The organism is Cellvibrio sp. BR, assembly GCF_000263355.1.
In the GTDB taxonomy this organism is placed as follows: domain Bacteria; phylum Pseudomonadota; class Gammaproteobacteria; order Pseudomonadales; family Cellvibrionaceae; genus Cellvibrio.
The window spans coordinates 342,265-356,272 of sequence record NZ_JH668201.1; the positions used below are offsets into that span (position 1 = coordinate 342,265).

15 protein-coding genes are annotated in these 14,008 nt (G+C 47.5%); 11 read left to right on the top strand and 4 right to left on the bottom strand.

Annotated features, from left to right (window positions below; translation table 11 throughout):
• Positions 1–29 precede the first annotated feature (29 nt).
• The 7 genes from O59_RS06695 to O59_RS06725 all read left to right on the top strand — a co-directional run bounded on the left by O59_RS06695 (position 30) and on the right by O59_RS06725 (position 8,534).
• The gene (locus O59_RS06695; protein WP_007640831.1) at positions 30–1,727 is read left to right on the top strand and encodes an NAD-dependent malic enzyme; all 1,698 of its coding nucleotides are present in this window, start codon (positions 30–32) and stop codon (positions 1,725–1,727) included.
• A gap of 400 nt (positions 1,728–2,127) precedes the next feature.
• Complete coding sequence (locus O59_RS06700; RefSeq protein ID WP_007640832.1) at positions 2,128–2,490, top strand: MmcQ/YjbR family DNA-binding protein; 363 nt, start codon at positions 2,128–2,130, stop codon at positions 2,488–2,490.
• Positions 2,491–2,585: 95 nt separating this feature from the next.
• Positions 2,586–3,110 carry a helix-turn-helix domain-containing protein gene (locus tag O59_RS22285; RefSeq protein ID WP_007640833.1) on the top strand — a complete coding sequence of 175 codons (525 nt, stop codon included), beginning with the start codon at positions 2,586–2,588 and terminating at the stop codon, positions 3,108–3,110.
• Positions 3,111–3,224: 114 nt separating this feature from the next.
• A complete protein-coding gene (fadB, locus tag O59_RS06710) occupies positions 3,225–5,375 on the top strand; it encodes a fatty acid oxidation complex subunit alpha FadB (RefSeq protein ID WP_040391656.1) in 2,151 nt (716 codons plus the stop codon).
• Between the two features lie 12 nt (positions 5,376–5,387).
• Positions 5,388–6,566: an acetyl-CoA C-acyltransferase FadA gene (gene fadA / locus O59_RS06715; protein WP_007640835.1), complete on the top strand. Its 1,179-nt coding sequence runs from the start codon at positions 5,388–5,390 to the stop codon at positions 6,564–6,566.
• Between the two features lie 180 nt (positions 6,567–6,746).
• A complete protein-coding gene (locus O59_RS06720; protein ID WP_007640836.1) occupies positions 6,747–8,165 on the top strand; it encodes a hypothetical protein in 1,419 nt (472 codons plus the stop codon).
• A 102-nt stretch (positions 8,166–8,267) separates the two neighbouring features.
• A complete protein-coding gene (locus O59_RS06725) occupies positions 8,268–8,534 on the top strand; it encodes a hypothetical protein (RefSeq protein ID WP_007640837.1) in 267 nt (88 codons plus the stop codon).
• Between the two features lie 47 nt (positions 8,535–8,581).
• Here O59_RS06725 and O59_RS06730 read toward each other — a convergent pair whose 3' ends face one another.
• From O59_RS06730 to O59_RS06745, 4 genes are all read right to left on the bottom strand, one after another.
• Complete coding sequence (locus O59_RS06730; RefSeq protein ID WP_007640838.1) at positions 8,582–8,989, bottom strand: cell division inhibitor SulA; 408 nt, start codon at positions 8,987–8,989, stop codon at positions 8,582–8,584.
• Positions 8,982–9,584 carry a transcriptional repressor LexA gene (lexA, locus tag O59_RS06735; protein ID WP_007640839.1) on the bottom strand — a complete coding sequence of 201 codons (603 nt, stop codon included), beginning with the start codon at positions 9,582–9,584 and terminating at the stop codon, positions 8,982–8,984. The genes O59_RS06730 and lexA overlap by 8 nt, the downstream gene beginning before the upstream one ends.
• Before the next feature lie 85 nt (positions 9,585–9,669).
• Positions 9,670–10,026: a DUF2845 domain-containing protein gene (locus O59_RS06740; RefSeq protein ID WP_007640840.1), complete on the bottom strand. Its 357-nt coding sequence runs from the start codon at positions 10,024–10,026 to the stop codon at positions 9,670–9,672.
• A 59-nt stretch (positions 10,027–10,085) separates the two neighbouring features.
• Positions 10,086–10,916: an SDR family oxidoreductase gene (locus O59_RS06745; protein ID WP_007640842.1), complete on the bottom strand. Its 831-nt coding sequence runs from the start codon at positions 10,914–10,916 to the stop codon at positions 10,086–10,088.
• Between the two features lie 142 nt (positions 10,917–11,058).
• Between O59_RS06745 and fliS (O59_RS06750) the strand changes: the two genes are divergently transcribed.
• From fliS (O59_RS06750) to O59_RS06765, 4 genes are all read left to right on the top strand, one after another.
• A complete protein-coding gene (gene fliS, locus O59_RS06750; RefSeq protein ID WP_040391661.1) occupies positions 11,059–11,445 on the top strand; it encodes a flagellar export chaperone FliS in 387 nt (128 codons plus the stop codon).
• A 10-nt stretch (positions 11,446–11,455) separates the two neighbouring features.
• Positions 11,456–11,734 (top strand): hypothetical protein, encoded by a 279-nt coding sequence (locus O59_RS06755; RefSeq protein ID WP_040391663.1) that lies wholly within the window; start codon positions 11,456–11,458, stop codon positions 11,732–11,734.
• Positions 11,735–11,877: 143 nt separating this feature from the next.
• Positions 11,878–12,282 (top strand): flagellar export chaperone FliS, encoded by a 405-nt coding sequence (gene fliS / locus O59_RS06760; protein ID WP_007640846.1) that lies wholly within the window; start codon positions 11,878–11,880, stop codon positions 12,280–12,282.
• Positions 12,283–12,550: 268 nt separating this feature from the next.
• Positions 12,551–14,008 (top strand): sigma-54 dependent transcriptional regulator, encoded by a 1,458-nt coding sequence (locus O59_RS06765; protein ID WP_007640847.1) that lies wholly within the window; start codon positions 12,551–12,553, stop codon positions 14,006–14,008.

A 14,008-nucleotide genomic window follows, 5' to 3' on the forward strand; every position in this document is an offset into this window, starting at 1 on the left:
ATATCTTTTCATAGGTTTTTGTGACTCTCATGACCAAGAAACGTCCTATTTATATTCCCTTTGCTGGCCCGGCTTTATTGGAAGCACCTTTGCTCAATAAAGGTAGTGCATTTACAGAACGTGAGCGTCAGCAATTCAATCTTGAAGGCTTGTTGCCTTATAACATCGAGACAATTGAGGAGCAGGAGGCGCGTGTTTATCAGCAGCTCTGCTCATTTGAGTCGCCTATCGATAAGCATATTTATTTGCGCAATATTCAGGACACCAATGAAACGGCTTATTTCCGTTTGGTGACCGATCATCTGACCGAAATAATGCCACTTATTTATACCCCGACGGTAGGCTTGGCCTGCCAGCAGTTTTCAAAAATTTATCGCCGGAAGCGCGGATTGTTTATTTCGTACCCTGATCGCGCCCGTATTGATGACATGTTGCAAAACGCTACCAAGCAGAATGTAAAAGTGATCGTAGTGACTGATGGTGAGCGTATCTTGGGGCTAGGTGATCAGGGCATAGGTGGGATGGGTATTCCTATTGGTAAACTCGCCCTTTATACCGCCTGTGGCGGCATTAGTCCTGCTTATACATTACCTGTTACTTTGGATATTGGTACTAATAATGAAGCTCTGTTGAGCGACCCCATGTACATGGGGTGGCGCCATAAGCGCATCACGGGTGATGAGTATTACGAATTTGTTGATGAGTTTATTCAGGCCGTCAAAGTGCGTTGGCCAAATGTGCTACTGCAATTTGAGGATTTCGCGCAAGACCACGCCACACCCTTACTTAACCGTTATCGCGATCAACTCTGCTGCTTCAATGATGATATCCAAGGTACGGCTGCAGTTGCAGTTGGTACCTTGATGGCAGCTTGTCTGGCGAAAGGTGAACAGTTAAAAGATCAGCGAATTGTATTTGCGGGTGCTGGCTCCGCAGGTTGTGGTATCGCCGATCAAATAGTGAAACAAATGATGGCGGAAGGGGCAACTCATGCAGAAGCCCGGAGTCGCATCTTCTTAATGAGTCGTGATGGGCTGTTGCAAACGAATTCACCGGATTTGTTTGAATTCCAGCGCCCGTTCTGTACTCCTGATGAGGTAGTTGCTTCATGGCGTTCTGTGTCGTTAGGAGCAGATGGGCGCTTAAGTTTGCTGGATGTTGTTACTAATGCGCGCCCGACAGTACTGATTGGTGTCTCAGGGCAGGCCGGTTTATTCACTAAAGCTATTGTGGAAGCAATGCAGGCTCACTGCGAGTATCCACTGATTTTGCCATTGTCTAATCCTACCTCCCAGGCGGAGGCACAACCGGTAGATTTACTGCGTTGGAGTGCGGGCAAGGCAATGGTTGCTACCGGTAGTCCTTTTGCTCCAGTTGACATGGGCGATAGGGTGATAGATATAGCCCAATGTAATAACAGCTATATATTCCCGGGTGTTGGTCTTGGAGTGATTGTCGCCAAAGCCACGCGAGTGACCGATAACATGATGATGGCGGCGAGTAGGGCGCTAGCCAGCGCATCGCCACTGGCGAGCACTGGCACAGGTGCGCTACTACCTCTGCTGGATGATATTCGTGCCGTAAGTAAGTTAATTGCAAAGGCTGTGATTGTTCAGGCAATTGCTGATGGTGTAGCACTACCTATCCCGAGCGATTTAATTGATGAAAAAATCAATAAAAATTTCTGGGAGCCTGAGTATCGAGAGTATCGACGCACTTCATTCTAATGCGGCATTATGGTGCATTAGAGTTTTTTTCGAAGATCTGTTTCAACCGCTTTTCGTATGAATAGCCTGATTTATTACATCTAATGGCAGAAGGACGCTAAAAAATGTTGAATTATGCGCCATATCGACTATCGTTTATTGAGCGCCTGATGCAAAATAGCCACAGGTGAAGGAGCGAGCCCTGATTTGGAGTGGTAATTGAAGTGTGATGTGCTTCACTTGTCTATAATCAACCTTAGTTGGGTGTGCGGATTTCTATGAAACCGCGCTTTGAATGTAACCGATGTAGGCGCAGGGCAGTATATATGAGCAGTCGCAAATGGCCGTGAGGCATCGAGTGCTCCTTAACCCAATTTATAGCTTTTAAATCGACCTGAGTTGTTCGATAAAGGACTAAAACATGGATTTTCTTTCTGCACAGAAGTATCTTTTAAACAAACACCAAGCCAAGGAAATGTTTCCCTCTGGCCCGGATATGGCCGTATATAAAGTCTGCCATAAAATGTTTGCGACCCTGACTGCTGAAGGTGGTGTACCACGTGTTAGTTTGAAGTGTGATCCCGATCTCGCCTTGCAACTGCGTGAGCAGTACCCTGCGGTTCGGCCCGGCTTCCAAATGAACAAAAAACATTGGAATACGGTGATTCTTGATGGCTCAGTACCGTCGGATCAAATCCAACGCATGATTGACCACTCTTATCAGTTAATTGTTGATAACCTACCTACACTTGAAAGAGAGCAACTGCTTGCTTCTAAAAAGTAGGTATCTAACGTGCGCCGGTTACTGACCGGTGCGCTAACTTGAGTTGCTTGACCTCTTTTTGCCTCTGCATCCCCTATTAGGACGAGTAGCCTGCTGTGAGCACTGATAGAAGTATTCCATCAGACGATTTTCAGGCATCACCCGATACGGGAGTGCGACTTAAATTATTGCGCGAGTTGGCTGGTATTTCGCAGCGCGAACTTGCCAAACGTGCGGGTATGACTAATAGCAGCATATCCACTATTGAGCAGGGACAGGTTAGCCCCAGTGTGCAGTCATTGGCTCGTATTCTGTCTGCTATCCCCATTACCCTTTCCGACTTTTTTTCCTTTTCGCACGAAAGTATCGCCTCTGGAACCTCCGGTACACAGATGCCTCGTGTTAAGCAACAAACCCTGGTATTACCCGCTCAGTCCAGTAGCGCCTTTTTGGTAGCTCCTGCAGAACTCTCCGGCGTTGTATTGAATGGTTCTCTCATGCTTATCTTGCCCCAAGGTAAACAAACCTTAATGCAGGGGCAGTCATTCTGTATTCCCGCCGGGCAACTCTTTCGTTTCAGCAATTTAACCCCAGAGGAACTGCGGTTCTATATCTGTTCGTTTTTTGAACTGTCAATTTAAAAAGATCTTCTTTTGTGCGTTTGTTGTCAGCCTTTTGCGCTGCTCTAGGGCAAGTCCCGTTCATGCTGCTACACTCAAACTCAGATTTTCCCTCCCTAGATAAAAGAGAGATTCATTATGTTTCAAGGAAAAGCCCTCAAGGTTTCCCTTTTGCCCGATGGCATTGCGGAATTGACCTTTGATCTGCAAGGCGAGTCAGTCAATAAATTTAATTTGCTCGCCGTTGCTGAACTTCAACAAGTGCTAGATCTGCTGGAAAAGGCCGTTGATGTTAAAGGCCTGCTGGTAACTAGTGCCAAAGATGTCTTTATTGTTGGTGCGGATATCACCGAATTTGGCGCTGTGTTTGCGTCGGGGCCTGATCAGGTTATCGGTCATCTTGCAGCAAATAATCGCAATTTTTGCCGTTTGGAGGATTTACCCTTCCCAAGTGTTGTCGCCATCAATGGTTTTGCATTGGGGGGCGGGTTGGAGTTTTGTTTATCCTGTGATTACCGCATTGCCAATACCGCTGCCAAAGTAGGCTTGCCGGAAACCAAGCTGGGCATTATCCCTGGTTGGGGCGGCACGGTGCGTTTGCCACGTGTTGCAGGGTTGGATACTGCGGTTGAGTGGATCGCCGCGGGTAAAGAAAATGATGCGGCAACGGCCTTAACAGTAAGGGTAGTTGATGCTGTGGTCGAGCCAGAAAAGTTGCGCGATGCGGCGCTCAATTGTCTGCAGCAATGCATGGCCGGTGTATTTGATTACAAAGCGCGCCGTACCCAGAAAAAGTCACCACTGCAATTGAATTTTATTGAATCAATGATGGCTTTCGAGACCTCAAAAGCATTTGTTGGTGCACAAGCCGGGCGCAACTATCCTGCGCCGGTCACCGCGATTAAATGTATGCAAAAAGCCGCCGATAAAGGCCGTGATGAGGCGCTGCAAATCGAGGCTGAAGGGTTTGCCAAAATGGCTTTAACCCCTGTGGCCCAATCCTTGGTGGGCATTTTTATCAATGAGCAGCTGCTCAGTAAGAAGGCCAAAAGCTGGGAGAAAAAAGCGGATAAAAAAATCGGCCGTGCAGCGGTTCTGGGGGCTGGAATTATGGGCGGTGGTATTGCCTACCAATCAGCGCTGAAAGGTGTGCCCATTAAAATGAAGGACATCGCCCAAAAGGGTATTGATCTTGGTTTGTCGGAGGCGAATAAATTACTGAGCAAGCGTGTGGAGCGTAAAAAGCTCACTGCTGCTGAAATGGGCGATGTGTTAAACCGCATTGAACCTGCATTGACCTATGACGGGTTTGATCAAATTGATATTGTGGTAGAGGCCGTTGTAGAAAACCCGAAAGTGAAAAAAGCAGTGTTAGCCGAAGCGGAAAGTAAAGTAGGGGTCGACACCGTCATTGCTTCTAATACCTCGACCATTTCCATTACCTACCTTGCTGAAGGTTTGGTGCGGCCGGAAAATTTCTGCGGCATGCATTTTTTTAACCCTGTGCACATGATGCCGCTGGTTGAAGTTATTCGCGGCGCGAAAACCTCCGACAACGCTATCGCACGCACGGTTGCCTATGCCAATGCCATGGGTAAAAAGCCCATTGTGGTTAAGGATTGCCCCGGCTTTTTAGTGAATCGCGTGTTGTTTCCTTATCTGGCTGGTTTTGCCATGTTGGTGCGGGATGGTGTGGATTTTCAGCGCATCGACAAATTGATGGAAACCTGGGGTTGGCCGATGGGCCCGGCGTATTTGCTCGACGTTGTTGGAATAGATACTGCTGTTCACGCCGAAAAGGTAATGGCTGATGGTTTTCCTGACCGTATGCAGCGTGATTTTACCTCTTGCATTGATGCACTATTTGCGGCTGGTCGCCTCGGTCAAAAATCAGAAAAGGGTTTTTATAACTACGCGCTCGACAAAAAAGGTAAGCCAGCGAAAGTAGCTGCACCTGAAGTGTTGGATATTCTGAAGTCAGGTATTCAAAGTTCTATGGAGATTAGTGACGAAGATATTATCGCGCGCATGATGATTCCGATGGCAACTGAGCTTACCCGCTGCTTGGATGAAGGCATTGTGGAAACGGCGGCTGAGGCCGATATGGCGTTGGTTTATGGCACAGGTTTCCCGCCTTTCCGCGGTGGCGTATTCCGTTGGATCGATTCCATTGGCGCCCAGACATTCTGTGATATGGCGGCAAAATTCAGTGCGCTCGGTGCGCTTTATCAAGCACCGGATAGCCTTAAAGCCAAAGCGGCCAACAACCAAAAATTTTACGGCTAAGGAGTCAGAATAATGAGCTTACAACCACGCGATGCCGTTATCGTCGATTACGCACGTAGCGCTATGGGGCGCTCCAAAAATGGCTGCTTCCGCAATGTGCGCGCTGACGATATTTCCGCGGCAATCATTAAAGGGTTGCTTGCGCGCAACCCACAGCTGGACCCCAATACTATTGATGATTTGCTTTGGGGTTGTGTTATGCAGCGCGAAGAGCAAGCATTTAACGTAGCCCGCAATATTTTGTTATTGGCCGGATTGCCGCACACAATTCCAGCACAAACTATCAATCGCTTGTGCGGTTCTTCTATGTCAGCGTTGCACACCGCCACAGTCAATATCCGTGCTGGCCAAGGTGATGTGTATTTAATCGGTGGTGTTGAACACATGGGGCATTTGCCCATGTATGAATCGGTCAGTATTAACCCCTTATTGGGTTTGTCGGTTGCGAAAGCGGCGGGCAATATGGGGATGACAGCGGAATACCTGGCGTTGTTGCACGGCATCAACCGTCAGCAAATGGACGAATTTGGTGTGCGTTCCCATCTGTTGGCTGCTAAGGCCCGTGACCAGGGTAAATTTGATCGCGAGATTATTGCGGTTAACGGTCACAATGCCGATGGTTTTTTGATGGCGGTGAATCAGGATGAAACCATTCGCCCTGACACTACTTATGAAGCGCTAGCCAAATTGCCGCCGGTTTTTGACCCTAAAAATGGTCAGGTCACAGCAGGTACATCTTCACAAATGAGTGATGGTGCATCAGTCATGCTGGTCATGTCTGCCGAGCGCGCCAAATCGCTTGGGCTCAAGCCTATCGCTAAAGTTGTCTCTATGGGGCTTGCCGGGGTTGATCCGTCAATTATGGGTTACGGCCCTGTACCATCCACAGAGAAGGCATTGAAAGCGGTCAATCTGACCATCGATGATATTGATGCCGTAGAGTTGAACGAGGCTTTTGCTGCCCAGGCATTACCGGTGTTGAAGGATCTCAAGTTACTCGACGCTATGAACGACAAGGTAAATTTACACGGTGGCGCGATTGCTTTGGGGCACCCCTTTGGTTGCTCCGGTACTCGTATCACTGGGTCATTGCTGACGGTAATGCAAGATCGCGATTTAACCATGGGTGTTTCAACCATGTGTATTGGTTTGGGACAGGGCATTACTACCGTGTTGGAACGACTCAACTAATCACAGGGTCTGTATTCAGGTTGCTTTGGTGCCAAGGCAATCTTGATATCCAAAGGTCGGCTTAATGCCGGCCTTTTTTATATGTACACAAATGTAATCCCTATTGTTTTGCCAGCAAGAAATTACACTGCTCTGATAAACTAGATTCTATTTTTCGGTTAACCCATCAAAGAGACAGGTTTGATTCTTCTTACTCTGGATAAAAATACAACACCGGACAGGTGTTTGGCCCAGCGCATAAAGTCGTGGCAGGACCCTGCAGATAAAACCAGCGTTGATATATTTGCTGTGCGTTTTGTCCATGATGCAAATTACCTTGCCGGGCAACCGCAACAGGATTTGCTCGCGTTGATTTCGATCTCGTTGTCAAATCACCAGTCGGTTATTCCCGACGTCAGTATCAGTATCTTTCCTTGCTCCAGTGATCGTCTTCATGAAGTGGAATTGGTGCCTGCCAATGTTGAGTCAATGGTTCGTTATTGTCGCGAGCAGGGTTTCCCGCTAGTTCGGATCTCGTCCCCCCTATTATTGGAGCCGGTTTATATCCCCAAGCCTTGGGGGCAAGAAATTTGGTATACCGGTATTGAAACGCGCGGGCAGGCCCGAGTGATAGGGGATGGGGGGAGCTTACCTTTACCCTGGGTGATGGAGTTCTTGCGCGATCAACTGGCAATGACCGTTGCCGAGCAACTGATTCTTCTCAAAGTCCTCGATCCACTTGCGGATGAACGCTATGGCGATCTGTATTTTGAGTTGCACGAGCAGAAGCAGGAAGTTTACGTCGTCACTCATGTTGATAAGTGTGCATGGCCAGATGGGCGTGGTTCCATTCAGCTTGGCTTTGATCCCGCCATGCGAGCGCAGTATCTGACATGGAATGCATTTAAAGACGCATATCGTAAAGCGGTGAAGGACTACGAAAAAACACGGCGAGCAATTGATGCGGTACTCGATCAAAAAAAGCAGGAGCTGGGTATCCCATTGGATCAACCAGTTGCTGTAGATCAATTAAAGTTATGGGTTAAGCAGCTCTCGCAAGATATTGAATATAAAGATTTAGTAGTTCGTGAGCAGGATTTGAAAGATGCGATGGATCGTTTTATTGCACATCTACCGCTCTCGATTGGCGATGTGGTTGCTGTACCAAGATTGGTACCGCATGCACTTCAGCACGGTGTGCGGGTCGTAGAATTCCAGACGCCGGTTTATGAGCGAAAGATTCTTAGTTTCGGCCAAAAGGTTCTTACTCAGCAGCATTGGGACACGGATGAGGCCTTGAGCCTGGTCGATATCAATGCTGAGCATTTGCTTCCACCGGTCATAGTTTATGAGAGCGACGATATTCAGATTCAGCGCATCGTTAACTTCGATGAATTTGAAGTACGCCGGATTGCCTTGAATGGTATTCATCACTTTGATGTTGAGCGCTATTGCTTGTTAATGGTGTTGGAAGGAGACGTAATTATTGGTGATGATGCCGCTGCTGCCACATTGGCTAGCGGTGATGTGGCACTAATTCCTGCTAACACCCATGCTGGCCACAGGCTTAAAAGTTCTGCCGGTTGCTTGTTATTGCAGGCAATCCCTCGCGTGGGTTGATATTTTTCAAGTACAACGCCTGATAAATGGCTGGTAAATAGGCTTCCATAACATTGGGTGTTAGAATGCGCGCCCTTTTCTTGCGTCAATAACGGGAACCCTATGTCTTCCTTTTATGAAATTGTTGAGCTGACGAATGGCGATGTTGCCTTGCAACGCGCAGATAGCGAGACTAATGAGCCCTTGGTAACAATTCGTTTTTCGCAGGAATCTCTGGCATTTCTGGGAGAGGAAAAGTTCATGGTCGCCAAAGCGATGATTGAAGCGGGAATGGATGTAGCAGGGGAAATTGCAGATCAGCAGGCAGAAGCCCAATTGGATGATAATTTTAGTGAATTATCCGAGCTGGAAAAAATGATGCTGCATTGATTAAGCGAGGTTGTTATCGTCCTTGATCTCCATTATTCAACTTGAATTTATCTAACACGTAGCAGCAACCCCTGACATTGACCTTTTGCTGCTGCCGTCTCCAGCTGTGACAGCTCCTTATCACTTAATTTCCCAGGACTGGATATAACCGTGTGGCTGTTGCCAGCAGACAGTGCCTCCCAGGTTATCCACAACAGAGCCTGTGGATCTTGCGCATGAATAACGCGGATAAAGCGAGTATTTACGCCGTAGGATTCAAGCAAATCCCTACTGATATTGTGCGGTGCGATCCAGGTAATCCAGCGGTCACTGGCGCTATTGCTTAAAAATGCAATCATGGGCAATAGCAGGGCGAGCTGTTCTGGCGAGTCGCTGGTTAATACCAGCTCGGTGACACCGCTGGCAGTTTTCTGGTTGGGGGTATGTTGGGGTATAACACGAGCGATATTAGTCACGGCGAATTACTCCTACGCTTAAACCTTCAATACTGAATTCCTGGTCGCGGGTATCAACCAGAATGACATCGAAATCGGGGTTCTCTGGCCATAACTCAACTTGTGCGCGGTTACCTGCACGCTTGAATCGTTTTACTGTGACTTCTTCACCAATACGGGCGACAACGATTTGGCCATTGCGTGCCTGATCAGTTTTATGTACTGCGAGTAAGTCACCATCAAGAATGCCGGCATCTTTCATGCTCATGCCATGCACTCGCAGAAAGAAGTCAGCGCTGGGCGAAAAGAAGCTGGTGGGAATGTTGCAGTAATCTTCAATATGTTCTTGTGCAAGGATCGGGTTGCCTGCAGCAACTCGTCCGATAATAGGAATGCCCGCTTGCAATTCAGGTAATTTAATACCGCGCGATGCGCCGGGGATAATTTCGATTGCCCCTTTGCGAGCAAGCGCTTTGATATGTTCTTCGGCAGCATTTGCTGACTTAAAACCTAAGATACGTGCGATTTCGGCGCGGGTAGGTGGATAACCGGTTTCATCCGCATAACTGCGGATCAATTGCAGTACCTGTTCCTGTCGGGGCGTTAAGTCAAACATAGTGCACTCCTGGGTCTGTTTATCTGTACAGTGTCTGTGATTATATACAGTAAATCAGCTTGTGCAATAGTTTTTCAAACTGCTGTTATTTCACCCTGTTGCCATAGCGAATGTTGCGCAATTCGCCCTGAGTAAAATACAGATGGGTCATAAATTTGCCTTTGCCTGGGTTGTAGGTCCAGATCTCGACTTCCGTGCAGGTTTGAATGGCGACATTGTTTTGAATGTTGTTGTTGCCGTTTTGAACACCTTGTGGAGTGGTGATTGCGGCGGAGGGCTCGCAGTAGCTATCGGTCATCAGTGGCTCACCACACAGTTCGATAATATCCGCTTTTGTATCGCCCGCACTGGCGAGTTGACCATTGCAGCGAAGGGAATCGGCATTCGCGGTGGTTGCTAGTAAAGCGGTGCATAAAATGAATGGAGCGGTATATTTGGCCATCGTTTTTCCCCCGTTATAGATATTGTTAATTTAATTCTCATGACTGAATCGAAAATGAATTAACCGCCTATTTTGAGCAGAAGTTTATCCAGCAAACGATTAGGCAGAATTCGCTTCATTACACCAACGAGGTAAGTGGGGAAGGTGACGTAATAACGTGCTTGTGGACGAGGTGACTCGAGGGCATGTTTAAGCCGTTTAATAACAGCCGCTGGTTCCAGGGTGAAGGGGGTGTTGGTTTCTGCTTTGCCCAGGCGATTGATTGCCTTTGCGTAAATATCCCGGTGGCGGCTTTGTTCGGTGTCGATGTTTTCCAGTAGTGCAGTGAGAGCATTTTTACGAAATTCGCTGCGTATCGGTCCCGGTTCAATCAGTGAAACAAATACCCCGGTGCCGGCTAATTCAAGGCGCAATGTATCGCTAATACCTTCAATTGCATATTTGCTCGCGTTATATGCCCCGCGTAACGGCATGGCGGAAATGCCCAGAATCGATGAGTTCTGAATGATTCGTCCATAACCCTGCTTGATCATGACCGGCAGTATTAAACGCGTTAACTCACACCAACCAAAAAAGTTGGTATCAAATTGTTTGCGTAATGCATCAATAGGTAAGTCCTCTATCGCTCCCGGCTGCCCATAGGCGCCGTTGTTAAAGAGTGCATAAATTTCTCCGTCGGTAAGTGCGATTAATTCTTTAAAGGCTGTTTGGATTGAACCTGAATCGCTCAAGTCCAACTGCAGGCATTCAAAGCCTTCAGCGGTGAGCCGTGCTACATCGGTAATTTTGCGGCAGCTGGCGATAACCCGGTAGCCCGCAATTCGTAGCGCCTGGGCGGCTTCATAACCTATACCCGTTGAGGCACCGGTGATCAGAATAGTTTTTTGCATGAGCGTCACTTTTTGTTAAAGGTTTTTGCGATATAGCCGCTAGCTTATAAGACCAGCGAATGTTCTGGTCGCGACTGTTCAGGCGCTGTTTAGGGCCGCAGCATTCCGCTCCTTGTTGAGCCGCAACAATCAATGGTGATGTATGAATTCCTATTCTGCCGTAAATAGCTATGCCAGCGTTAAAGTTCATTCCGGTGTTGAATCTGCTTCTCCCCATCGTCTCATCCAGATGTTATTTGAAGGTGCTCTGGAGCGTATTGCGCAAGCAAAAGGTGCTATTGCGCAAAAACAATTTGCGCGCAAAGGTGAGTTAATCAGCAAAGCGGCGGCAATAGTAGGGGGCTTGCAGGGCAGTTTGAATGACAATGAAGGCGGCGCATTAGCGGCAAATTTAGATAGCCTTTACGATTACATTATCCGTCGGTTAACCCAGGCTAATTACGAAAACAGCATTGATCAACTGGACGAATGTGCGCGCTTGCTCGGGGAGATTAAATCTGCCTGGGATGCAATTGGCAAAGACGTTTAAGGAGTCTGCGATGACGCTACGATTAGTACCTGAGCCAGATTACACCGGTGAGGCCGGGATAATGGCCATGCGCTCACTGCAGCAGGCGTTAACTGTCGCCTTGCAGCAAGAAGATTGGGAGCGCATTCGTCATTTGGATCGTGTTTGCGTTGTATTAATAGACAGGGTGATTGCCGCTAATCGTAATGACAAATCAACATTGATTCGCGCCCTGAGTGAATTGAAAGGCGTTTATGCTGGTTTGATCGCTCAATGTCGGCAGGAAGTAACCTTGCTGCATGCAACTTGATCACAAAGTCACGCAAACATTGCCCCAGATAGCCACAAGTTCGCCGGAAATTAACACCGCAACCTGCTTTTTATGCGCAATACTCGCCAAAAGCAGCCGACCCTGCTAGCCTAGGTTAATTCTATGGCTATCAGGTATATGCTGTGTCTAATTACAATCCGCAAGAAGCACTCAAACAATATCAGAAGCTCGGTATTGAATCCGAAGTCAGTCATGCATCGCCCCATCGTTTAATTCAACTGTTATTTGAAGGCGCGTTGGGGCGTTTGGCGGCAGCGCAAGGTGCGATGGAGCGGGGCGATATTGCCGTTAAAGGTGAAATGCTTGGTAAAGCGATTGGCATTGTCGGTGGTTTGCGTAGCTCGTTAGATATGGATGCCGGCGAAATATCCGAGCGTCTGGATCAGCTTTATGAATACATTAATCTTCGCCTGTTGGAAGCCTCTGCACAAAACGATATAGATAAAGTAGTTGAGGTCATTCAGCTGCTAAAAACAGTCAAGTCTGGTTGGGATGAAATTGGCCCGCAAGCCGCCAAGGCTCCCTGATCATTCCGATTGTTACAGTAAAAATTAAACCCGCACCTGACAAAAATAATAGTGACTTTTTCATTCTGATTTTTGTCAGGCATTTTTTTGGCGAATAAATATTCAAATTGTTGTCTTTCTGATAAAGCGCCAATAAAAATTCGTCATTAATTTGACTAACCTCACAGTCTCTACTAATACTTACTCCCATAAATCTTCTCGCCGTGTGTAGTTGTCAGCTAATTGGCAGCCATAAGTCATTGGCATGAAATGAAAAAGGTCTTGGGGTATGTGGCGCAACAACAAAGTTTTGGTTATTGACGATAATCCGTCACGTCGACACGATCTAAATGTGTTATTGGAATTTCTCAGTGAGCCTGCATTGGTCAGTGCCAGCGATAATTGGTTATCGGCGGTGGCTGATCAGAATCATGGCGAAGATTATGTCGCCGTTTTTATTGGTGATTATCGCGCCAGCAAACAAAATCTTACCCAACTGCTCAAAGATGTGCGCAACTGGAATGATGAATTAGCAATTGTGCTGGTGGGTGATGAAAATCAAAACGCTGATGCCAGTTTGGAGGATGCACTGCGTTTTATGGTGATTGCCAATCTCTCGGTTCCTCCTACCTACAGCAAGCTGGTTGATACCTTGCACCGCGCACAGTTGTATTGCGAAGCTCAATCCAGTTCCAAACGCCAACCGCAACGTCGCCCTGTACATTTATTCCGCAGTTTGGTGGGAACCAGCCGCGAAATTCAAAATGTGCGCGAAATGATGGCGCAAGTTGCTGATAAAGATGTGTCGGTATTGATTACCGGTGAATCGGGTACCGGCAAAGAAGTGGTTGCGCGCAATTTGCATTACAACTCCCCCCGTCGTGATAAACCTTTTGTACCGGTTAACTGCGGTGCCATTCCTGCAGAGCTGTTGGAAAGTGAATTGTTTGGTCATGAAAAAGGTGCATTTACCGGTGCAATCAATTCTCGCGCCGGGCGTTTTGAAATGGCCGAAGGTGGCACCTTATTTTTAGATGAAATTGGCGATATGCCACTTAACATGCAGGTAAAAATTCTGCGGGTATTGCAAGAGCGTTGTTTTGAGCGTGTAGGCAGCAATAAAACACAGCCGGTTGATGTTCGCATTATTGCGGCGACCCATCGCAACCTTGAACAAATGATTACCGACAATACTTTCCGTGAGGATTTGTTTTATCGCCTGAATGTTTTCCCTATTGAACTACCTTCACTAAAAGAGCGGGCAGAAGATATCCCTCTGCTGATTAATGAGTTGGTGTCGCGTATGGAAAGTGAGCAGCGCGGTTCAATTCGTTTTAATTCCGCCGCGATTATGTCGCTCTGCCAACATGAGTGGAGCGGTAATGTGCGCGAACTGGCGAATTTGGTTGAACGCATGGCGATCACTCACCCTTTTGGTGTTATTGGTGTACAGGATTTGCCTGCAAAATACCGTCACATTGACGTAGTTGAAGAAGATTTTGTGCAATCCTCCCAGCGTGTGGTTAGTGAAAACTCAGCGGGTGCTGGTTATGTGAGCATGAACGATACACCGCTGTTACCGGAGCAGGGAATTGATTTGCGTGAATACATTACCAATCTGGAAATGAGTTTGATTCAACAAGCGCTTAACGACTGCGGTGGTGTTGTTGCGCGCGCCGCCGATAAATTATGTGTGCGCCGTACGACACTGGTTGAAAAAATGCGCAAATATGATATGCAGCGCTAG